At 72.7% G+C, this 19,749-nt stretch carries 18 protein-coding genes; 8 read left to right on the top strand and 10 right to left on the bottom strand.

Annotated elements, in window-relative coordinates:
• Positions 1–165: 165 nt before the first annotated feature.
• The 3 genes from AB0472_RS38185 to AB0472_RS38175 form a co-directional block, all read right to left on the bottom strand.
• Complete coding sequence (locus AB0472_RS38185) at positions 166–1,797, bottom strand: phospho-sugar mutase (protein ID WP_366363641.1); 1,632 nt, start codon at positions 1,795–1,797, stop codon at positions 166–168.
• Positions 1,798–2,352: 555 nt separating this feature from the next.
• On the bottom strand, positions 2,353–3,177 hold the full coding sequence (locus AB0472_RS38180; protein WP_366363639.1) for a purine-nucleoside phosphorylase: 825 nt from the start codon (positions 3,175–3,177) through the stop codon (positions 2,353–2,355).
• A gap of 168 nt (positions 3,178–3,345) precedes the next feature.
• A complete protein-coding gene (locus tag AB0472_RS38175) occupies positions 3,346–3,786 on the bottom strand; it encodes a gamma-glutamylcyclotransferase (protein WP_366363637.1) in 441 nt (146 codons plus the stop codon).
• Positions 3,787–3,884: 98 nt separating this feature from the next.
• Here AB0472_RS38175 and AB0472_RS38170 point away from each other — a divergent pair, with 98 nt between their 5' ends.
• Positions 3,885–5,333, top strand: a complete 1,449-nt coding sequence (locus AB0472_RS38170) for an NAD(P)H-quinone dehydrogenase (protein WP_366363635.1) — start codon at positions 3,885–3,887, stop codon at positions 5,331–5,333.
• Between the two features lie 166 nt (positions 5,334–5,499).
• Positions 5,500–6,459, top strand: coding sequence for a DeoR/GlpR family DNA-binding transcription regulator (locus tag AB0472_RS38165; protein ID WP_366363633.1), 960 nt, complete (start codon positions 5,500–5,502; stop codon positions 6,457–6,459).
• Positions 6,460–6,512: 53 nt separating this feature from the next.
• On the opposite strand, the gene AB0472_RS38160 is transcribed toward AB0472_RS38165, so the two are convergent.
• Both AB0472_RS38160 and AB0472_RS38155 read right to left on the bottom strand, forming a co-directional pair.
• Positions 6,513–7,094, bottom strand: coding sequence for a TetR/AcrR family transcriptional regulator (locus AB0472_RS38160; protein WP_366363631.1), 582 nt, complete (start codon positions 7,092–7,094; stop codon positions 6,513–6,515).
• Positions 7,095–7,183: 89 nt separating this feature from the next.
• The gene (locus AB0472_RS38155; protein ID WP_366363629.1) at positions 7,184–8,956 is read right to left on the bottom strand and encodes a biotin carboxylase N-terminal domain-containing protein; all 1,773 of its coding nucleotides are present in this window, start codon (positions 8,954–8,956) and stop codon (positions 7,184–7,186) included.
• Positions 8,957–9,332: 376 nt separating this feature from the next.
• On the opposite strand from AB0472_RS38155, the gene AB0472_RS38150 reads away from it, so the two are divergent.
• Positions 9,333–9,875 carry a hypothetical protein gene (locus tag AB0472_RS38150; protein ID WP_366363746.1) on the top strand — a complete coding sequence of 181 codons (543 nt, stop codon included), beginning with the start codon at positions 9,333–9,335 and terminating at the stop codon, positions 9,873–9,875.
• Here AB0472_RS38150 and AB0472_RS38145 read toward each other — a convergent pair.
• The 4 genes from AB0472_RS38145 to AB0472_RS38130 all read right to left on the bottom strand — a co-directional run bounded on the left by AB0472_RS38145 (position 9,847) and on the right by AB0472_RS38130 (position 12,566).
• Complete coding sequence (locus AB0472_RS38145) at positions 9,847–10,449, bottom strand: nucleoside triphosphate pyrophosphatase (RefSeq protein ID WP_366363627.1); 603 nt, start codon at positions 10,447–10,449, stop codon at positions 9,847–9,849. The two genes, AB0472_RS38150 and AB0472_RS38145, sit on opposite strands and share 29 nt — an antisense overlap.
• 95 nt (positions 10,450–10,544) lie before the next feature.
• Positions 10,545–10,673 (bottom strand): hypothetical protein, encoded by a 129-nt coding sequence (locus AB0472_RS38140; RefSeq protein WP_366363625.1) that lies wholly within the window; start codon positions 10,671–10,673, stop codon positions 10,545–10,547.
• Positions 10,674–10,763: 90 nt separating this feature from the next.
• Positions 10,764–10,973, bottom strand: a complete 210-nt coding sequence (locus AB0472_RS38135) for an acyl-CoA carboxylase subunit epsilon (protein WP_366363623.1) — start codon at positions 10,971–10,973, stop codon at positions 10,764–10,766.
• Between the two features lie 9 nt (positions 10,974–10,982).
• Positions 10,983–12,566, bottom strand: a complete 1,584-nt coding sequence (locus tag AB0472_RS38130) for an acyl-CoA carboxylase subunit beta (protein ID WP_366363621.1) — start codon at positions 12,564–12,566, stop codon at positions 10,983–10,985.
• Between the two features lie 110 nt (positions 12,567–12,676).
• Between AB0472_RS38130 and AB0472_RS38125 the strand changes: the two genes are divergently transcribed.
• Both AB0472_RS38125 and AB0472_RS38120 read left to right on the top strand, forming a co-directional pair.
• The gene (locus tag AB0472_RS38125; RefSeq protein WP_366363619.1) at positions 12,677–13,549 is read left to right on the top strand and encodes a biotin--[acetyl-CoA-carboxylase] ligase; all 873 of its coding nucleotides are present in this window, start codon (positions 12,677–12,679) and stop codon (positions 13,547–13,549) included.
• Positions 13,550–13,843: 294 nt separating this feature from the next.
• Positions 13,844–14,959 (top strand): adenylate/guanylate cyclase domain-containing protein, encoded by a 1,116-nt coding sequence (locus tag AB0472_RS38120; RefSeq protein WP_366363617.1) that lies wholly within the window; start codon positions 13,844–13,846, stop codon positions 14,957–14,959.
• A 65-nt stretch (positions 14,960–15,024) separates the two neighbouring features.
• On the opposite strand, the gene AB0472_RS38115 is transcribed toward AB0472_RS38120, so the two are convergent.
• Positions 15,025–15,666 (bottom strand): hypothetical protein, encoded by a 642-nt coding sequence (locus AB0472_RS38115; RefSeq protein WP_366363615.1) that lies wholly within the window; start codon positions 15,664–15,666, stop codon positions 15,025–15,027.
• A gap of 214 nt (positions 15,667–15,880) precedes the next feature.
• On the opposite strand from AB0472_RS38115, the gene AB0472_RS38110 reads away from it, so the two are divergent.
• From AB0472_RS38110 to hutH, 3 genes are all read left to right on the top strand, one after another.
• On the top strand, positions 15,881–16,675 hold the full coding sequence (locus AB0472_RS38110; RefSeq protein ID WP_366363613.1) for an enoyl-CoA hydratase-related protein: 795 nt from the start codon (positions 15,881–15,883) through the stop codon (positions 16,673–16,675).
• Positions 16,676–16,838: 163 nt separating this feature from the next.
• Complete coding sequence (locus AB0472_RS38105; RefSeq protein WP_366363611.1) at positions 16,839–17,984, top strand: sensor domain-containing diguanylate cyclase; 1,146 nt, start codon at positions 16,839–16,841, stop codon at positions 17,982–17,984.
• Between the two features lie 102 nt (positions 17,985–18,086).
• The gene (hutH, locus tag AB0472_RS38100; protein WP_366363744.1) at positions 18,087–19,625 is read left to right on the top strand and encodes a histidine ammonia-lyase; all 1,539 of its coding nucleotides are present in this window, start codon (positions 18,087–18,089) and stop codon (positions 19,623–19,625) included.
• Positions 19,626–19,749 lie beyond the last annotated feature (124 nt).

Raw genomic sequence — 19,749 nt, 5'->3', positions numbered from 1 at the left:
CGCCGGGGCGGTGCATGGCGCCGCGTCAACTGCCGTCGGGAAATCACCCGATGGGGTGCCACCGACCCGTACATGGGGCGACCGAGAGGTTCGGTCCAGGGTGTCCCGTACGGCGGGCTGACCGGCGGGGTGCCACCGGGCGGTGGGGGCACCCCGTGCGGTGTGTCAGATGCCGGCTGCCGAGGAGAGGTCCCGCTTGACGGCCGCGAGCAGTTCGGCGGCCTGCGCGCGGGCGGCCGGGAGTGCGTCGTGGTCGGCCACGGGGACGACGACCTCCAGATAGCACTTCAGCTTGGGCTCGGTGCCGCTGGGGCGGACGATGACCCGGGCGCCGGTGAGGGTGTAGCGGAGACCGTCGGTGGGGGGCAGGGTGGCGGTGCCCCGGGTGAGGTCCTCGGCCCTGGTGACGGGGAGGCCCGCGAGTTCGGTCGGGGGGTGCTCGCGGAGCGTCCGCATCGCCCGTGCGATGACGGAGAGGTCCTCGACGCGGACCGAGAGCTGGTCGGTGGCGTGCAGGCCGTGTTCCACGGCGAGGTCGTCGAGGAGGTCGAGGAGGGTACGGCCCTCCTCCTTGAGGACCGAGGCCAGCTCGGTGATCAGGAGGGCGGCGGTGATGCCGTCCTTGTCGCGGACGCCGTCGGGGTCGACGCAGTAGCCGAGGGCCTCCTCGTAGCCGTAGCGCAGGCCGTCGACGCGGGCGATCCACTTGAAGCCGGTGAGGGTCTCCTCGTAGGGGAGGTTCGCCTTCTCCGCGATGCGGCCGAGGAGCGAGGAGGAGACGATCGACTCGGCGAAGACGCCGGTGGCGCCGCGGCGGACCAGGTGGGCGGCGAGGAGGGAGCCGACCTCGTCGCCGCGGAGCATGCGCCATGCGCCGCCGTCCTTGACGGCCGCGGCGCAGCGGTCGGCGTCCGGGTCGTTGGCGATGATCAGGTCGGGGTCGGTCTCGCGGGCCTTGGCGAAGGCGAGGTCCATCGCGCCGGGCTCTTCCGGGTTGGGGAAGGCGACGGTCGGGAAGTCCGGGTCCGGGTCGGCCTGTTCGGCGACGAGGGTGGGGGTGGGGAAGCCGGCGCGGGCGAAGGCGGCGAGGAGGGTGTCCCGGCCGACGCCGTGCATGGCCGTGTAGACCGTGCGGGCGGTGCGGGGGGAGCCGTCGGCCAGGACCGCGTCGGTACGGGCCAGGTAGGCGTCCAGGACCGTGTCGTCCAGGGTCTCCCAGCCGGTGTCGGGGCGGGGGACGTCGTGGAGGGTGGTGATCGCGTCGATCTCGGCGGCGATCTCGGCGTCCGCGGGCGGGACGATCTGGGAGCCGTCGCCGAGGTAGACCTTGTAGCCGTTGTCGCGGGGCGGGTTGTGGCTGGCGGTGACCTCCACGCCGGCGACCGCGCCGAGGTGCCGTATGGCGAACGCGAGGACGGGGGTGGGGAGGGGGCGGGGGAGGACGACGGCCTTGAGGCCGGCGCCGGTCATGACCGCGGCGGTGTCGCGGGCGAAGTCGGCGGACTTGTGGCGGGCGTCGTAGCCGACGACGACGGTGCCGGTGCCCTGGCCGTGGTTCTTCAGGTACGCGGCGAGGCCGGCGGCGGCGCGGATGACGACGGCGCGGTTCATGCGCATGGGGCCGGCGCCGAGTTCGCCGCGGAGGCCTGCGGTGCCGAACTGGAGCGTGCCGCTGAAGCGGGCCGACAGTTCGGTGAGGTCACCGGCGTCGATGAGCTTGGCGAGCTCGTCGCGGGTCTCCGGGTCGGGGTCCTCGGTCTGCCAGGCTCGGGCCCGGGCGATGAGATCGTCGTGCACGGTCGTCGTCCAACCTCTCGTGGTGTGCCTGCGGCGCATCCGCGGCTTCGGTGGGGGTGCGCGTAGCGCCTACGGGCGGTGGGTGAGTCGGGGCCGGGGCGGGGAGTCTCCGTCCTCGGACCGGCGGTGCTGTCTCTCGTGCCGTGCGGGATGCCGGACGCCGGCCACTGCGGGCGGAAACTCCCCGCCCCGTCCCCTCACGCCCACGGCGACACCCCACCTACCCACCCCACCCTCCCACTCCATCGCCCTGATGCCCGGCTTCCGGTCCCGTCCCCATCGCATCTCTGTCCCGGGTGGCCGCCGGTCCCGTGGCGCTTGTGGTGTGGGCGGTTGCCGGTGCCGTCGCGATTCTGGCGTGGGTGGCTGCCGGGCCCGGTCGCACCTGGACTGTGCGTGGGGCGGCGTCCCGTTTGTGCTGGGGGCTGTGGCGTCCCGGTGCGTTTCTGGCGTGGGTGGGTGCAGCGCCCCGTAAGGGGCGCGGGGAACTGCGCGAGCGGCCACGACGGGCCCGCAGGCGCCGTCGGGCCGTGGTCGGCAACCCGGACGGCGTCCTCAGAGCCTGCCCAGTACCTGCGTCAGCAGTTCGCCCATGCGCGCCGCCGAGTCGCGGCCCGCCTGGAGGACCTCCTCGTGGTTGAGGGGCTCGCCCGTCATACCCGCGGCGAGGTTCGTCACCAGGGAGATGCCCAGGACTTCGGCGCCCGCCTCGCGCGCAGCGATCGCTTCGAGGACCGTCGACATGCCCACCAGGTCCGCCCCGATCACGCGGGCCATGCGGATCTCGGCCGGCGTCTCGTAGTGCGGGCCGGGGAACTGCGCGTAGACGCCCTCTTCGAGGCTGGGGTCGATCTCCTTGCACAGGGCGCGCAGGCGGGGGGAGTAGAGGTCGGTGAGGTCGACGAAGTTGGCGCCGACGATGGGGGAGGTCGCCGTCAGGTTGATGTGGTCGCTGATCAGGACCGGCTGGCCGGGACGCATGCCCTCGCGCAGGCCGCCGCAGCCGTTGGTGAGGATGATCGTCTTGCAGCCGGCGGCCACGGCGGTGCGGACGCCGTGGGCGACGGCGGCGACGCCCCGGCCCTCGTAGTAGTGCGTGCGGCCCAGGAAGACCAGCGCGCGCTTGTCACCGGAGGAGTACGAGCGGATCTTGCCGCCGTGCCCCGCGACGGCCGGCGGCGGGAAGCCGGGCAGCTCGGTGACCTGGAACTCGGCGTCGGGAGCGCCCAGGGCGTCGACGGCCGGGCCCCAGCCGGAGCCCATCACGAGGGCGACGTCGTGGGTGTCGGCGCCCGTGAGCGCGCGCAGGCGGGCGGCGGCCGCGTCGGCGGCGGCGTGCGGGTCGCCCTGGATGTCGTCCGGAAGAAGAGATGCGTTCACGCGGACGAGAGTAGCCGGTCTGGGCCTACGCGCGTAGATGACGGAGCTCATGGGATTGCGATCGTTGTCTTGTCGTTTCCGACGAGAGGGTGTGACGCGGGGGACTTTTGAGTCGGCTGTGGGCGGTCTGTGCCGGTTCCGGGTGCGGTCGGCCGGCGGCATGCTGTGTCAGCAGGGCCGCTTGCGCAGCTCCATCACGTAGTCGTGCGGTGCGCCGGCGGACTCGGCAGCGTCGGCGATCTCGCCCAGGTAGCGGGCGGACGGCAGGCCGCCCTCGTAGCCGTCGAGGACGTAGAGCCAGGCGGTCTCCTCGCCCTCCAGGGTGTGCACGCGGACCTTGGCGCGGCGGTAGATGCCCAGGCCGACGCCCTCCCAGCGGTCCATGGACTCCTCGTCCATCGGGGCGAGGTCGTACAGGCCGACGAAGACCTGGGAGACGGGGTCCTCGACGATGGTCGCCAGGGCGCCTTCCCAGCCCATCTGCTCGCCGCCGAAGGTCAGCCGCCAGCCGTTCAGCCAGCCGGTGGCGCGCAGGGGCGAGTGCGGGGCGCGGCGGGACATCAGCCGCGCGTCGAGATTGCCGGCGTACGCGGCGTAGAGCGACGACATGGGGGAAGGGTACGGCAGCCGTCACGGGTGTCACTCCCGTCCCGGGAAGCGCCCGGCGCCGCCCCCCCGGGCAGTAGCACCTTGAAGCGTGCGGGACAATGGAGTACGTGACTCGGATCGTGATCATCGGTGGCGGACCCGGCGGCTATGAAGCGGCGCTGGTGGCCGCGCAGCTCGGCGCGGAGGTGACCGTCGTCGACTGCGACGGTCTGGGCGGAGCGTCGGTGCTGACCGACTGCGTGCCGTCGAAGACCCTTATCGCTACGGCCGAGGTCATGACGACCTTCGATTCGTCGTACGAGGAATTGGGGATCATCGTCGCCGATGACACCCCGCCGCTGGAGCAGGCCGCGCGGGTGGTCGGGGTCGATCTGGGGAAGGTCAACCGGCGTGTGAAGCGGCTGGCGCTGGCGCAGTCGCACGACATCACGGCCTCGGTCACGCGGGCCGGTGCGCGGGTCATGCGGGGACGTGGGCGGCTGGAGGGCATGCAGGCCCTGGACGGGTCGCGGAAGGTCGTCGTCAGCGCCGCGGACGGCAGTGAGGAGACCCTGGTCGCGGATGCGGTGCTGATCGCGACCGGCGGGCACCCGCGGGAGGTGCCCGACGCCCTGCCCGACGGCGAGCGGATCCTGAACTGGACTCAGGTCTACGACCTGACCGAGCTGCCCGAAGAGCTGATCGTGGTCGGGTCGGGTGTGACCGGTGCCGAGTTCGCCGGTGCGTACCAGGCGCTGGGGTCCCGGGTCACGCTGGTGTCCTCGCGGGACCGGGTGCTGCCGGGCGAGGACCCGGACGCGGCCGCCGTCCTGGAGGACGTCTTCCGGCGCCGCGGCATGAACGTCATGGCGCGGTCGCGGGCGGCCGCGGCGAAGAGGGTCGGGGACCGGGTCGAGGTCACGCTCGCGGACGGCCGGGTCATCAGCGGTTCGCACTGCCTGATGGCCGTCGGTGCCATTCCGAACAGCGCGGGGCTGGGGCTGGAGGAGGCCGGGGTGAAGCTGCGCGACTCCGGGCACATCTGGACCGACAAGGTGTCTCGGACGACGGCTCCGGGTGTGTATGCCGCCGGTGACGTGACGGGTGTGTTCGCGCTGGCGTCGGTGGCCGCCATGCAGGGCCGGATCGCGATGTACCACTTCCTGGGTGACGCGGTGGCGCCGTTGAACCTGAAGACCGTCTCGTCGAATGTCTTCACCGATCCCGAGATCGCGACGGTGGGGTACACGCAGGCCGACGTGGACGCGGGCAAGATCGACGCCCGGGTGGTGAAGCTGCCCTTGCTGCGCAACCCGCGCGCGAAGATGCAGGGCATCCGGGACGGCTTCGTGAAGATGTTCTGCCGGCCGGGGACCGGGATCGTGGTCGGCGGTGTGGTCGTCTCGCCGCGGGCCTCCGAGCTCATCCACCCGATCTCGATCGCCGTCGACAACAATCTGACGGTCGAACAGATCGCGAACGCGTTCACCGTGTATCCGTCTCTTTCGGGGTCGATCGCGGAGGTGGCGCGGCAGTTGCACACGCGGAAGGTGAACGGGGACGCCTGACGGCCGGAACCGACTACCCGCTGGTCACGGGGAGTTGTCGGGCATGCGTACGGCATAGTCGCGCGGGGTAGGCCCTATACCACTCCTGACCCTGCTGTGCGAACAACTTCTGCTATTCGGCGCAAACTGCTGAAAGCAGACGGTCGTTGGGGTTACTGTCAGTTTCGTGTTCGCTGCAGAACGTCGCCAATTGATCCTCGAAATGGTGCGAGCGAACGGGGCCGTGTCGCTCCGTGAGCTCGCCCGCGTCGTCCAGACCTCCGAAGTGACCGTACGGCGGGACGTGCGCGCACTGGAGGCAGAAGGACTCCTCGACCGCCGGCACGGCGGTGCGGTACTGCCGGGCGGGTTCACGCGGGAGTCCGGCTTTCCGCAGAAATCTCATCTCGCGACCGCCGAGAAGACGGCCATCGCCGATCTCGCCGCGGGCCTCGTCGAAGAGGGCGAGGCCATCGTGGTCGGGGCGGGTACCACCACGCAGGAGCTCGCCCGCCGGCTGGCGAGAGTGCCCGGCCTGACCGTCGTCACCAACTCGCTGCTGGTGGCGCAGGCGCTGGCCCACGCCAACCGGGTCGAGGTCGTGATGACCGGCGGGACGCTCCGCGGGTCCAACTACGCCCTCGTGGGCTCCGGCGCGGAGCAGTCCCTGCAGGGGCTGCGCGTGTCGAAGGCCTTCCTGTCCGGGAGCGGGCTCACCGCCGAGCGGGGGCTCTCCACGTCCAACATGCTGTCGGCGTCCGTCGACCGGGCGCTGGTGCAGGCCGCCGCGGAGGTCGTGATCCTCGCCGACCACACCAAGCTCGGCACGGACACGATGTTCCAGACCGTGCCGACCGACGTCATCACCCGGCTGGTCACCGACGAGCCGCCGCCCCACGACGACCGTGCCGTCACCGAGCTGCAGGCCCTTGCCGATCAGGGGGTGCAGATCGCCGTGGCCGGGGCGTCCGGGAACCCGGGGGGTGATCAGGTCCCGGCGCGGCAGCAGCATCAACAGCGTCGGGACGTTGCCCTGCCGGGGCCGCGGCGGAGTCAGGCGCCGGGGTTGCGGTCGGCGTCGATGCTGGGGGGAGAGCAGGCGGCGGGAGGCGAGCGGGGGCGGGTCGCCGACATGCGGCGGCGGTGAGGGGGCTTGAGGGTCCGGGCGCCGTGCCGGTCCCGAGGCCGCGCGGGTGCGGGTCAGCCGTGGCCGGTCGCGCCGTTCCCCACGCCCCTGGGTTTCCCGGGTTCGAGTCCCTTCAGAGTCAGGGTCAGCAGTCTGTCCGCAAGCTCCGGGTCTCCCGGTGACTCCTCCGCTGCCAGGGCGATGGCGTGGGTGAGTTGGAGCAAGTCGTTGATCTGAACGTCCGCTCTTACCGTGCCCGCGTTCTGAGCGCGGGTCAGGAGGGCGTTGCCCGCCTCCCGCATCGGGGTGCCGCAGCGGGCCAGGGCCGAGGCCGGGGTTGCTGACATCAGGGCCCTCGACAGGCCCCGGTACGCCGCCGCATGGGCGACCACCTCGCGAAGCCAGGTCAGCAGGGCCTGGCAGGGGTCGACCGCGGTCTGCAAGTCGGCGGCCCTGGCCAGGAGCGCACCTACCGCGTCCTCGAAGACCGCGCTCATCAGGGCGTGCCGGTTCGGGAAGTGGCGGTAGAGGGTGCCGATGCCCACGCCCGCCCGGCGGGCCACGTCCTCCAGCGAGGCGTCCGTGCCGTGCTCGGCGAACACGGTGCGGGCCTCGGCCAGCAGCCGCTCGTGGTTGCGGCGGGCGTCCGCGCGCATGGGGCGTTCCATGGTCCGGGAAGCCGTCCAGAAAGTCGGGTGCCCGGCGAACGGGTGATGTTCGCCGGGCGGTGTGGTGCGGGGTGGCGTCAGTCCTTGATCTCGCAGATCACGGCGCCGGAGGTGAGGGAGGCGCCGACCTCGGCCGCGAGGCCCTTGACGGTGCCGGCCTTGTGGGCGTTGAGGGGCTGCTCCATCTTCATCGCCTCGAGTACGACGATCAGGTCGCCCTCCTTGACCTCCTGGCCCTCCTCGACCGCGACCTTGACGATCGTGCCCTGCATGGGCGAGGCGAGGGTGTCGCCGGAGGCGGCCGGGCCGGACTTCTTGGCGGCGCGGCGCTTCGGCTTGGCGCCCGCGGCAAGGCCGGTACGGGCCAGGCTCATGCCCAGGGACGACGGCAGGGAGACCTCGAGACGCTTGCCGCCGACCTCGACGATGACCGTCTCACGGCCGGTCTCCTCCTCGGCCTCGGCGTCGGCCGGGGCGGCGAAGGGCTTGATCTCGTTGACGAACTCGGTCTCGATCCAGCGGGTGTGGACGGTGAACGGGTCCGTGGAGCCGGTGAGCTCCGGGGCGAACGCCGGGTCCCGGACCACGACACGGTGGAAGGGGATGGCGGTGGCCATGCCCTCGACCTGGAACTCGTCCAGGGCACGGGCGGCCCGCTGCAGGGCCTCGGCGCGGGTGCGGCCGGTGACGACCAGCTTGGCGAGCAGGGAGTCCCAGGCGGGGCCGATGACCGAGCCGGCCTCCACGCCCGCGTCCAGGCGGACGCCGGGGCCGGACGGCGCGTCGAAGGTGGTGACGGAACCGGGGGCGGGCAGGAAGTTGCGGCCCGGGTCCTCGCCGTTGATCCGGAACTCGAAGGAATGGCCGCGCAGCTCCGGGTCGTCGTAGCCGAGTTCCTCGCCGTCGGCGATCCGGAACATCTCGCGGACCAGGTCGATGCCGGCGACCTCCTCGGTCACCGGGTGCTCGACCTGGAGGCGGGTGTTGACCTCCAGGAAGGAGATCGTGCCGTCCTGGCCGACCAGGAACTCGCAGGTGCCGGCGCCCTCGTAGGCGGCCTCCTTGAGGATGGCCTTGGAGGCGCGGTACAGCTCGGCGACCTGGGCGTCGGACAGGAAGGGGGCCGGGGCCTCCTCCACGAGCTTCTGGTGGCGGCGCTGCAGCGAGCAGTCACGCGTGGACACGACGACCACGTTGCCGTGCTTGTCGGCCAGGCACTGCGTCTCCACGTGCCGCGGCCGGTCCAGGTAGCGCTCCACGAAGCACTCCCCGCGCCCGAAGGCGGCCACCGCCTCACGGACGGCGGAGTCGTACAGCTCCGGGACCTCTTCGAGGGTGCGGGCGACCTTCAGGCCGCGTCCGCCGCCGCCGAAGGCCGCCTTGATGGCGATCGGCAGGCCGTGCTCCTCCGCGAAGGCCACGACCTCGTCGGCACCCGAGACCGGGTCCGGGGTGCCGGCCACCAGCGGGGCGCCGGCCCGCTGGGCGATGTGCCGGGCGGCCACCTTGTCGCCCAGGTCGCGGATCGCCTGCGGCGGCGGGCCGATCCAGGTCAGGCCCGCGTCCAGGACCGCCTGCGCGAACTCCGCGTTCTCCGAGAGGAACCCGTAGCCCGGATGGACGGCGTCCGCGCCGGCTTCGCGGGCGGCGTTGAGGACCTTGGAGATGTCCAGGTAGCTGGTGGCGGGGGTGTCACCGCCCAGGGCGAACGCCTCATCCGCGGCGCGGACGTGCAGAGCGTCCCGGTCCGGTTCCGCGTAGACGGCCACGCTCGCGATCCCGGCGTCCCGGCAGGCCCGGGCCACGCGGACAGCGATTTCGCCACGGTTGGCGATGAGCACCTTGCGCACGATTGAGGCTCCCTCCTTGAAACAAGCCGAGTTTAGGGACTGCCGACACGGCACTTCGACCCGTCCCCAATGGTGACCTTGCCCACACGGAGCGTGATGCGAAGCTCACCCGACCCGCGAAATCCCTTGTCGCACCTCGGTACGCAGGACTCCTTCGGGAAACCCTAGCCCTGTCATGTGGTCAAGGTCTCTGTGAGAGCGTGCCGCGCCCCACTCCGTTTCTTTGTTGAGTCCCTACGAATGGCCCAACGTTTCTTTGCTGCCGACCGGACCCTTGTCCCGCGGTTTACCCGTTAGTAGCGTTCGCGATGTCTTGAACGTACTTCAAGTAACACCGGCTCGGGTCCGGGCCGTGAACGAAAGTGGGTGGGGACCGGTGGTGCGCAGACCGGTGGCGTGGGTCGTGGCGGTCATACTCTTCGCCGAGGCATTGGGCATCGCGGCACTCAACTGGTTCATGGGAGTGGTCGTCGACCGCCAGGACATGTCCCTGGCCGGACTCGACCCGGACAAGATGTCGGTGTCCGCGAAGGCCGGTGCGGTGGTCTTCGGCCTCTACTTCGCGCTGTGCGGCCTGGTGGCCCTGCTGGTCGCCATCCGCAACCGGCCGCCCGCCGGCCTCGGCCGGGTGCTGCTGATCAGCGTGGCGGTCGTGCACGCCCTCCTGGGGGCCGTGTCGTGGGGGCTGATCGGCTGGCGGGCGTTCCTGTTCATGGTCGTCGTCCTCGGGCTCGTCGTCCTGCTGCTGATGACGTACGACCGGGTGGACGGCGCCGACGGGACGGGGGCCGGGGTCGACGCCGGGGACGGTTCCGGCCCCGCGGGCGAGCCGGAACCGGAACCCGGGCCGGGGGCGGAGGCGAAGAACGACACGCCACCCGCGGGGCCGTTCACTCCACCGGCGCCCACAACTCCGTGATGCCGACGCCGAGCTCCGCCAGGAGCCGGCGGACCAGGGGCAGGCTGATGCCGATCACGTTGCCGTGGTCGCCGTCGATGCCCTCGATGAACGGCGCGCTGCGGCCGTCCAGGGTGAACGCTCCCGCCACGTAGAGCGGCTCCCCGGTGGCGACGTACGCGGCGATCTCCTCGTCGGTGGGCTCGCCGAACCGTACGACCGTGGACGCGATCGCCGACACCCGGCGCTTGCTCGCCGTGTCCCAGACGCAGTGCCCGGTCTGCAGGGTGCCGACCCGGCCGCGCATCGACTTCCAGCGGGCGGTGGCCTCCTCGGCGTCCCCCGGCTTGCCGAGGGCCCGGCCGTCGAGGTCGAGGACGGAGTCGCAGCCGATGACGATCGCGCCCTGCACGTCGGGGCGGGCGGCGACCACGGACGCCTTCGCCTCCGCGAGGGCGAGGGCGAGGTCGGCCGGGGTGGGCGCGGTGACGGCCTCCTCGTCCACGCCGCTGACGATCACCTCGGGGGCGAGGCCCGCCTGGCGCAGGAGGTTCAGCCGGGCGGGGGACTGGGAGGCGAGGACGAGTCTGCGCATGGGGGCAGCGTATCGGGGCGGGCCGACAGGGGGTCGCTCACCTCACGCGAGGCCGACGGGGGCTGCTCACCTCACGCGAGGCCGACGGGGGCTGCTCACCTCACGCCGAGCACGATCATCAGCAGGATCATGACCAGGGCCAGGAAGACGCCGAGCCGCCGGAGGGTTCTCTGCATGTCCTGCAGGTCCTTCGGCGGCTCGTCTTCGGGGTCCGACCACAGCATGTCACCAGCGTGCGGCTCGGCCGCCCCCGGGCGCCTGAGTAGGGGTACTCAGATTGGTGCCCGGGGTTCCGCTTACGTGGCCCGTCGCTCCTAGGCCGGCCAGTAGGTGCGGGTCCAGGCGGTCGGGCCCGGCAGGGGCAGCCGTTGGCGGGCGATGCGGCTCGGGTCGGACCAGGCGTCCCTCGATCCGGGGGTGCCCTCGGGGGCGGCTGCCGCGGCGGCCGCGCGGGCCCTGACGACCGCCACGGCGGCGGCCAGTTCCTCCGGGGTCGGGTTGCCCCGTATGACCTTGATCGTCACAGCGGCTCCTTAGAGGGGGATGTTGCCGTGCTTCTTCGGGGGCAGCGACTCGCGCTTGGTGCGGAGCTGGCGCAGGCCCCGTACGACGTGGCGGCGGGTGTCCGACGGCATGATGACGGCGTCGACGTAGCCGCGTTCGGCCGCCGTGTAGGGGTTGAGGAGGGTGTCCTCGTACTCCTGGATGAGCTGTGCCCGCGTCGCCTCGACGTCGGCGGCCTCCGCGATGGTGCGGCGGTGCAGGATGTTGACCGCGCCCTGGGCGCCCATGACGGCGATCTGGGCGGTGGGCCAGGCCAGGTTGAGGTCGGCGCCCAGGTGCTTGGAGCCCATGACGTCGTACGCGCCGCCGAAGGCCTTGCGGGTGATGACGGTGATGAGGGGGACCGTGGCCTCGGCGTAGGCGTAGATCAGCTTGGCGCCGCGGCGGATGATGCCGTCGTGCTCCTGGCCGACGCCGGGCAGGAAGCCGGGGACGTCCACGAAGGTGATGACCGGGACGTTGAAGGCGTCGCAGGTGCGGACGAAGCGGGAGGCCTTCTCGCTCGCCTTGATGTCGAGGCAGCCGGCGAACTGCATCGGCTGGTTGGCGACGATGCCGACCGGGTGCCCCTCCACGCGGCCGAACCCGGTGACGATGTTCGGCGCGAACAGGGCCTGCGTCTCGAAGAACTCGCCGTCGTCGAGAACGTGTTCGATGACCGTGTGGATGTCGTACGGCTGGTTCGCGCTGTCCGGGACCAGGGTGTCCAGCTCACGGTCCTCGTCGGTGACCGTGAGGTCGGCCTCCTCGGGGAAGACCGGGGGCTCGGAGAGGTTGTTGGACGGCAGGTACGACAGCAGCTGCTTGACGTACTCGACGGCGTCCTTCTCGTCACCGGCCATGTGGTGGGCCACGCCGGAGACGGAGTTGTGGGTCCGGGCGCCGCCCAGCTCCTCGAAGCCGACGTCCTCGCCGGTGACCGTCTTGATGACGTCGGGTCCGGTGATGAACATGTGGGACGTCTGGTCGACCATGACCGTGAAGTCGGTGATGGCCGGGGAGTACACGGCGCCGCCTGCGCAGGGGCCGACGACGAGCGAGATCTGCGGGATCACGCCGCTCGCGTGGGTGTTGCGGCGGAAGATCTCGCCGTACGCGCCGAGGGAGGCGACCCCCTCCTGGATCCGGGCGCCGCCGGAGTCGTTGATGCCGATGACCGGGCAGCCGGTCTTCAGGGCGAAGTCCATGACCTTCACGATCTTCTGGCCGTAGACCTCGCCGAGGGCGCCGCCGAAGACGGTGAAGTCCTGCGAGAAGACGGCGACGGGGCGGCCGTCGACCGTGCCGTACCCGGTGACGACGCCGTCGCCGTAGGGGCGGTTCTTCTCCAGGCCGAAGTTGGTGGAGCGGTGCCGGGCGAACTCGTCCAGCTCGATGAAGGAGCCCTCGTCGAGGAGCAGCTCGATCCGCTCACGGGCCGTCAGCTTGCCCTTGGCGTGCTGCTTCTCGACGGCGCGCTCCGAACCGGCGTGTGTCGCTTCGTGGACACGGCGCTGGAGATCCGCGAGCTTCCCCGCGGTCGTGTGAATGTCGATCTCTTCCGGCTCGGACATCGGGATGCGGCTCCCTGCCTGCTCAAAAGGGGGGACGGTTACTCATCCGTAGCGTAGTGGGGTGCCTACCAAACGGCAGTGCGGCGTACAACACACCTAGGGTGGCTTGCATGACGCCGCGAGACGCAGCAGACGCGAACAACAATCGTTGGTCCGACCTGGACCGTCCACCGCTGAACGGGGCCGGTCTGCGCAGGGCCCTGGTGCGGGACGGCGGCCAGGGCCTCTACACCGGCGTCGAGGTCGTGGGCCGCACCGGCTCCACCAATTCCGATCTGGTGGCCCGGGCCGTTGCGGGGGACGCCGACGAGGGTGCGGTGCTGGTCGCCGAGGAGCAGACGGCGGGGCGGGGGCGGCTGGACCGGCGGTGGACGGCGCCGCCGCGCTCGGGCCTGTTCTTCTCGGTGCTGCTGAAGCCGGCCGAGGTGCCGATGGCCCGCTGGGGCTGGCTGCCGCTGCTCACGGGCGTGGCGGTGGCGACGGGGCTGGCCCGGGGCGCGGGCGTCGACACGGCGCTCAAGTGGCCGAACGACCTCCTGGTCACCGTCGGTGACGACGAACGCAAGGCCGGGGGCATTCTCGCGGAGCGGGCCGGCGAGGACGGGGTGGTGGTCGGCGTCGGCATCAACGTCACGCTCCGCGCGGCGGAACTCCCCGTGCCGCAGGCCGGTTCGCTGGCGCTGGCCGGGGCGGTCAGCACGGACCGGGAGACGCTGCTGAGGGCCGTCCTGCGGTCCCTGGAGGACTGGTACGGGCGCTGGCGCGCGGCAGGCGGCGATCCCGGCGTGAGCGGGCTCCAGGAGGCCTACGCGGCGGGTTGCGCGACGCTGGGGCGGACGGTGCGGGCGGAGCTGCCCGGGGACCGGGCGCTGGTCGGTGAGGCGGTGGCGATCGACGGCGACGGCAGGCTGGTGATCGCGACGGAGGAGGGGGTCCAGGAACCGGTGGGCGCGGGGGACATCGTGCACCTGCGGGCTGCGTGAGAGCGGGTTGGGGACGCTTGCCGGCGCTTGCAGGGTGCTGCCCGCGCCCGCCCGTGCCGCCCCGGCGGCACGACTGCCCGCGGCTGAGGAGGGGGCGGCCGGGCAGATGCGGCGGGCGAAGCGCCCCGTAAGGGGCGCGCGGAACTGCGCGAGCAGCCCCGACCCGCCCGCACCCGAGAATCGACCCCTCACCACCCCGATGTCGACTTACCTCACGAAGTGAGCTACCGCACAGCTGCCGTAGAGTTGAGGCTGGTCGGTATGCGACCGCGGTAGATCGGAAGGGCAGCAGGCGTGACCGTCGACGACACGGGCTCCGGCGAGGGCGCGGACGCCGCCGACTCCGGCGAGGACCCCCTCGCGCTGCGTCTCGAAGGCCTGATCCTCGGGGCTGAGCGCCGCTACACCCCCTTCCAGGCGGCCCGCAGCGCCGGCGTCTCCATGGAGCTGGCGTCGAGGTTCTGGCGGGCGATGGGCTTCGCCGACATCGGGCAGGCCAAGGCGCTGACGGAGGCGGACGTGCTGGCCCTGCGCCGGCTCGCCGGTCTCGTCGAGGCGGGGCTGCTCAGCGAGGCCATGGCCGTGCAGGTGGCGCGGTCCACCGGGCAGACCACCGCCCGTCTGGCCGAGTGGCAGATGGATTCCTTCCTGGAGGGCCTGACCGAGCCGCCCGAGCCGGGCATGACCCGCACCGAGGTCACGTACCCGATCGTCGAACTGCTCCTGCCCGAGCTGGAGGAGTTCCTCGTCTACGTCTGGCGCCGCCAGCTCGCCGCCTCGGCCGGCCGGGTCGTGCAGGCCACCGACGACGAGGAGATGGTCGACCGCCGCCTCGCCGTCGGGTTCGCCGACCTCGTGGGGTTCACCCGGCTGACCCGGCGCATGGAGGAGGAGGAACTCGGCGAGCTGGTCGAGGCCTTCGAGACAACCGCCGCCGACCTGGTGGCGGCCCGTGGCGGCCGGCTCATCAAGACCCTCGGCGACGAGGTCCTGTACGCCGCCGACGACGCCGGTGTCGCCGCCGACATCGCACTGCGCCTGGTGGAGACCATGGCGAACGACGAGACGATGCCGGAGCTGCGGGTCGGCATGGCCTTCGGCACGGTCACCACCCGAATGGGCGATGTCTTCGGTACGACCGTGAACCTCGCCTCCCGCCTCACCTCGATAGCCCCGCGCGACGCGGTGCTCGTCGACAGCGCGTTCGCGGAGGAACTGATCCGGGTCGGGGAGGCGCCGGCCTCGGAGGCGGCCGCCGCGGAGGAGGCGGCGACCGCCGAGAAGGAGGGCGAGGAGCCCCCGGTGTACCGCTTCGCGCTGCAGCCGATGTGGCAGCGTCCGGTGCGTGGCCTGGGCGTGGTCGAGCCCTGGCTGCTCACCCGCAGGGACGAGCCCGTCCCGTCCGCGTAGGCCGGGCCTCCCGAGGACCGGCGGCGCCTCTCCCCGTCGCGGGCGCGGCGTCCGCGGACTCGGCGTCAGCCGCCCGCCGCCGCGTCGACGCACAGGCCGATGATCGGGACGCAGAGGCCGGTCCCGGCCGGGGTGGTGGGGTGTGACGTGGGGGTGGGGGCGGCCGTGTTCCCGGGCGGTGCCGAGGTCGGCCGCCGAGTGGGCGCGGGGGCCGGTGGGTCGGGGGCCTCGGGAATGGTGGTCGGTCCCGGGGTGGCCTGCGCGCCGGGCGGGCTCGGGGGCGCGCTCTTCAGGGGTACGACGGTGGAGGTCGTCGTCGGCATCGGACTCGCCCCGGCCGTCACCGAGGTCGGCGAGGTCGGCGAGCGGTCCGGCCGGGGGACGGCGGTGACGGTGGCGACCGTGGCGGCGGGGATCGACCGGTCCGTCCCGGTGCCCGGGTCCGGCCGCGGTTGCGCCTCGGCGGCGCCGGGGCCGCCGGCGCCCGGACCGACGCTCACCCGGACCAGGCTCAGGGCCCCGGCGGCCAGCGCGATACCGCCCGCGACGAGCAGGACCCGGCGGGGGCGCGGGCGGCGGTGCCGGCCCCGGGGGTGCGTGACGAAGCGGCGCGGGACGGCCGGGGCCGGGGCCGGGTCCGTGGCCGGCGCCGGCTCCGCTGCCGTGAGGTCGGTCTCTGGCGTCGGCTGCGTCGACGTCTCGGTCATCACGATCCCTCCCCGTGCGCTCGCGCCCCCGATGCGCCATGGCGAGCGCACGTTATGCGCTCCCTTGGGCGGTGCGGCGGGACTTGGGCGGGATGTCACTCGAACGGGTTGCCGGGGTTCGATTCGGGAACCGGGTGTCTGCTCTTTCCCGTTCGCGCCTCTGCTGCGATGATCGAGGCCAGGATGTTAACCCGCGTTAACCGGAGGGTGTGTCGTGAGCGAGGAGCGGTTCGGGGAGTTCGTGCTGGTACGACGGCACGGCAGGGTCGCCGAGTTCGTGCTGGACCGGCCGCGGGCCATGAACGCGGTGTCGGTGGAGATGGCACGTTCGATCGTCGCCGCGTGCGCCGCCCTGAGCGCCGACCGGGACGCCCGGGTGGTCGTGCTGACCTCCTCGCACGAGCGGGCGTTCTGCGTCGGCGCCGACCTGAAGGAGCGCAACGCGATGAGCGACGCGGAGCTGCTCCGGTCGCGGCCGCTGTCGCGCGGGGCGTACACCGGCGTGCTGGAACTGCCGATGCCGACGATCGCCGCCGTGCACGGCTACGCGCTCGGCGGGGGCTTCGAACTGGCCCTGTCCTGCGACGTGATCGTGGCCGACGGCACGGCCGTGGTGGGTCTGCCCGAGGTGTCGGTGGGCGTGATCCCGGGCGGCGGCGGCACCCAGCTGCTGCCGCGCCGCGTGGGAGCGGCCCGTGCGGCCGAGCTGATCTTCTCGGCGCGCCGGGTGGAGGCGCCGGAGGCGCGTGCGCTGGGTCTCGTCGACGAACTGGTGGAGGCGGGGCGGGACCGGGAGGCGGCGCTGGAGCTGGCCGCGCGGATGGCGGCGAACTCGCCGGTCGGGCTGCGGGCGGCGAAGCGGGCGCTGCGGCTGGGGCACGGGCTGGATCTGCGGACGGGGCTCGACGTCGAGGACGCGGCGTGGCGGACGGTGGCGTTCTCGGGGGACCGGGCGGAAGGGGTGGCGGCGTTCAACGAGAAGCGGACGCCGGAGTGGCCGGGGGAGTGAGGTGCGGGTGGGCCGGGGCCGGGGGGCGGCGCCGCTCACCGGCGCCGGGGGGACTGCGCGATCGGCCCCCACCGGCCGGCAGCCGGCGACGGGACCGGTCGTCGCAACACCTGTTCGCCGCACCAATGTCCCGAATGAACCAGATCCTCCCTAACCTGGAGTAATGGGTGAGGACAACCGGCTCGCCGCCGTCGTGGCGCTGGCCCAGGGCATGGCTGCGGCTCACACCCCACACGAGTGCTGGCACGCCGCCGCGGCCGGTGCCTGCCGTGCCCTGGACGGCAGCTTCGCCGCACTCTCCGTCTGGGAGCGCGAGCTCGGCCGGCTCCGGGTCCTCGTGAACGTCGGGGAGCGCGCCCCCGACGAGGAGGAGTTCCCGGAGGCCGAGGCGTATCCGGTGCACCAGTTCCCGGAGATCACCGAGTTCCTCCACGAACGCTGGGCGGGCGGCGGCGGACCCAACGCCTGGGTCGAGACGGCCGAGGGTCCCGCCGCCGGCCGCCCCGGCTACTCCCACCAGCGGGTCGCCGCCCTGCGCCGCCGGGGCCGCGGCTGCTGCCTGGTCGCGCCGATCGTGCTGCACGGCAGGGCCTGGGGCGAGCTGTACGTGGCCCGCGCCGTCCACGCCCCCCTCTTCGGCCGCGCCGACGCCGACTTCGCCACCGTCCTCGCCTCCGTCGTCGCCGCCGGGATCGCGCAGACCGAGCGGCTGGAGGAGGCCCGCCGGCTCGCGTACACCGACGCCCTCACCGGGCTCGCCAACCGCCGTGCCGTCGACGTACGCCTCGACGAGGCGGTCGAGCAGCACCGTGCGGAGGGGGTCGTGGTCAGTCTCGTCGTCTGCGACCTCAACGGGCTGAAGAAGGTCAACGACACCTGCGGGCACGCCGTGGGCGACCGTCTGCTGGAACGCTTCGGCTCGGTGCTGTCACTGTGCGGGGCGATGCTGCCGGGTGCGCTGGCCGCGCGGCTCGGCGGGGACGAGTTCTGTCTGCTCACGGTCGGCCCGCCGGTCGGCGACGTGGTCAAGGCGGCCGACGAACTCTGCCGCCGGGCCGCGGAGTTGGAGTTGGGTGAGGGGGTCGCGTGCGGGGTCGCCTCGACCGCGGACGCGATCGGTCCCGTCCGCTCGGGGCGACGGCTGTTCCGGCTCGCCGACGCGGCCCAGTACCGGGCCAAGGCGCTGCGCGCCGGGCGGCCGGTGGTGGCCGGGCGGGAGGGTCCCGACGACCCCGTGGTGCGGCTGGCCGACGCGCCGCCGCCGGAGCACGCGGAGCGGCGGAGCTTCCGCGGGCGCCGGGGGCTGTGAGGTACGGGTGCGGCGTACGGCTGTGACGTACAAGTAAGGGGCGAACCCGCGACCCAGTAGTGACAGCTCCCGCATTCAATGCGTACGCTCCTGAATATGGATATGCACACTGTGGTGGTGGGGACGTCCGGTGTCACCGCGTCCGACGTTCTGGCCGTGGCGCGCGGCGGCGCCCGGATCGAACTGTCCGCGGAGGCGGTCGCGGCCCTCGCGGCGGCCCGCGGGATCGTGGACGCGCTGGCGGCCAAGCCGGACCCGGTCTACGGCGTCAGCACCGGCTTCGGCGCCCTGGCGACCCGGCACATCAGCCCGGAGCTGCGGGCCCAGCTGCAGCGCAACATCGTCCGTTCGCACGCGGCCGGGATGGGGCCGCGGGTGGAGCGCGAGGTCGTACGGGCCCTGATGTTCCTGCGGCTGAAGACCGTCTGCTCCGGACACACCGGTGTGCGTCCCGAGGTCGCCCAGACCATGGCCGACGTGCTGAACGCCGGCATCACCCCGGTCGTGCACGAGTACGGCTCCCTGGGCTGCTCCGGGGACCTGGCCCCGCTCTCCCACTGCGCCCTCACGCTCATGGGCGAGGGCGACGCCGAGGGCCCCGACGGGGTGGTACGGCCCGCCGGTGAGCTGCTCGCCGAGCACGGGATCGCCCCCGTCGAACTGCGCGAGAAGGAGGGGCTGGCCCTCCTCAACGGCACCGACGGCATGCTCGGCATGCTGGTCATGGCCCTCGCCGACCTCGACATGCTCTACAAGTCGGCCGACGTCACGGCCGCGTTGAGCCTGGAGGCGCTGCTCGGTACGGACAAGGTGCTCGCGCCCGAGCTGCACGCCATCCGGCCGCACCCGGGGCAGGGCGACAGCGCCGCCAACATGCTCGCGGTGCTTCAGGGTTCCCAGCTGACCGGGCACCACCAGGACGACGCGCCGCGCGTCCAGGACGCGTACTCGGTGCGGTGCGCTCCGCAGGTCGCCGGGGCCGGCCGGGACACGCTCGCGCATGCCCGCCTGGTCGCCGAGCGGGAGCTGGCGTCGGCCGTCGACAACCCCGTCGTCCTGCCGGACGGACGGGTGGAGTCGAACGGCAACTTCCACGGCGCACCGGTCGCCTACGTCCTCGACTTCCTCGCCATCGCGGTGGCCGACCTCGGGTCGATCGCCGAGCGGCGGACGGACCGGCTGCTGGACAAGAACCGCAGCCACGGGCTGCCGCCGTTCCTGGCGGACGACGCGGGCGTCGACTCGGGTCTGATGATCGCCCAGTACACGCAGGCGGCGCTGGTGAGCGAGCTGAAGCGGCTCGCCGTTCCGGCGTCGGCCGACTCGATCCCGTCCTCGGCGATGCAGGAGGACCACGTGTCGATGGGGTGGTCGGCGGCGCGCAAGCTGCGGACGGCCGTGGGCAATCTGACGCGGATCATCGCCGTCGAGCTGTACGCGGCCAGCCGGGCCGTCGAGTTGCGGGAGGGCCTGGCGCCGGCGCCGGCGTCCCGCGCCGTGATCGACGCGGTGCGCTCCGCGGGGGTGCAGGGGCCGGGGCCCGACCGGTTCCTCGCGCCGGATCTGGCCGCCGCGGAGGAGTTCGTGCGCGGCGGCGGCGTCGTCGCGGCGGCGGAGAAGGTGACCGGGACGCTGCGGTAGTTCGTCGGCCGCGGGTGCGTGGGTGCCGGTGAACGCCTCAACTCGAGCACCAAGCCACGGGACAGAGGAGCATGCGCGTCGGGCAGGAGGCGGTACAGAGCCGAAAGGAACGATCGATCACGAG

This window comes from Streptomyces sp. NPDC086777, assembly GCF_040702065.1.
Classification (GTDB): Bacteria; Actinomycetota; Actinomycetes; order Streptomycetales; family Streptomycetaceae; genus Streptomyces.
The sequence above is the reverse complement of the archived record's forward strand: the minus strand, read 5'-3'. Positions and strand labels throughout refer to the sequence as shown.

What these genes read in the sequence shown, in the direction of transcription:
- AB0472_RS38175 (WP_366363637.1), bottom strand. Translation starts at nt 3,786, where the DNA reads ATGTCGTCGCTCTACGCCGCGTACGCCGGCAATCTCGACGCGCGGCTG.
- AB0472_RS38170 (WP_366363635.1), top strand. Translation starts at nt 3,885, where the DNA reads ATGGAGTACGTGACTCGGATCGTGATCATCGGTGGCGGACCCGGCGGC.
- AB0472_RS38160 (WP_366363631.1), bottom strand. Translation starts at nt 7,094, where the DNA reads ATGCGCGCGGACGCCCGCCGCAACCACGAGCGGCTGCTGGCCGAGGCC.
- AB0472_RS38145 (WP_366363627.1), bottom strand. Translation starts at nt 10,449, where the DNA reads ATGCGCAGACTCGTCCTCGCCTCCCAGTCCCCCGCCCGGCTGAACCTC.
- AB0472_RS38140 (WP_366363625.1), bottom strand. Translation starts at nt 10,673, where the DNA reads ATGCTGTGGTCGGACCCCGAAGACGAGCCGCCGAAGGACCTGCAGGAC.
- AB0472_RS38130 (WP_366363621.1), bottom strand. Translation starts at nt 12,566, where the DNA reads ATGTCCGAGCCGGAAGAGATCGACATTCACACGACCGCGGGGAAGCTC.
- AB0472_RS38125 (WP_366363619.1), top strand. Translation starts at nt 12,677, where the DNA reads ATGACGCCGCGAGACGCAGCAGACGCGAACAACAATCGTTGGTCCGAC.
- AB0472_RS38115 (WP_366363615.1), bottom strand. Translation starts at nt 15,666, where the DNA reads ATGACCGAGACGTCGACGCAGCCGACGCCAGAGACCGACCTCACGGCA.
- AB0472_RS38105 (WP_366363611.1), top strand. Translation starts at nt 16,839, where the DNA reads ATGGGTGAGGACAACCGGCTCGCCGCCGTCGTGGCGCTGGCCCAGGGC.
- hutH (WP_366363744.1), top strand. Translation starts at nt 18,087, where the DNA reads ATGCACACTGTGGTGGTGGGGACGTCCGGTGTCACCGCGTCCGACGTT.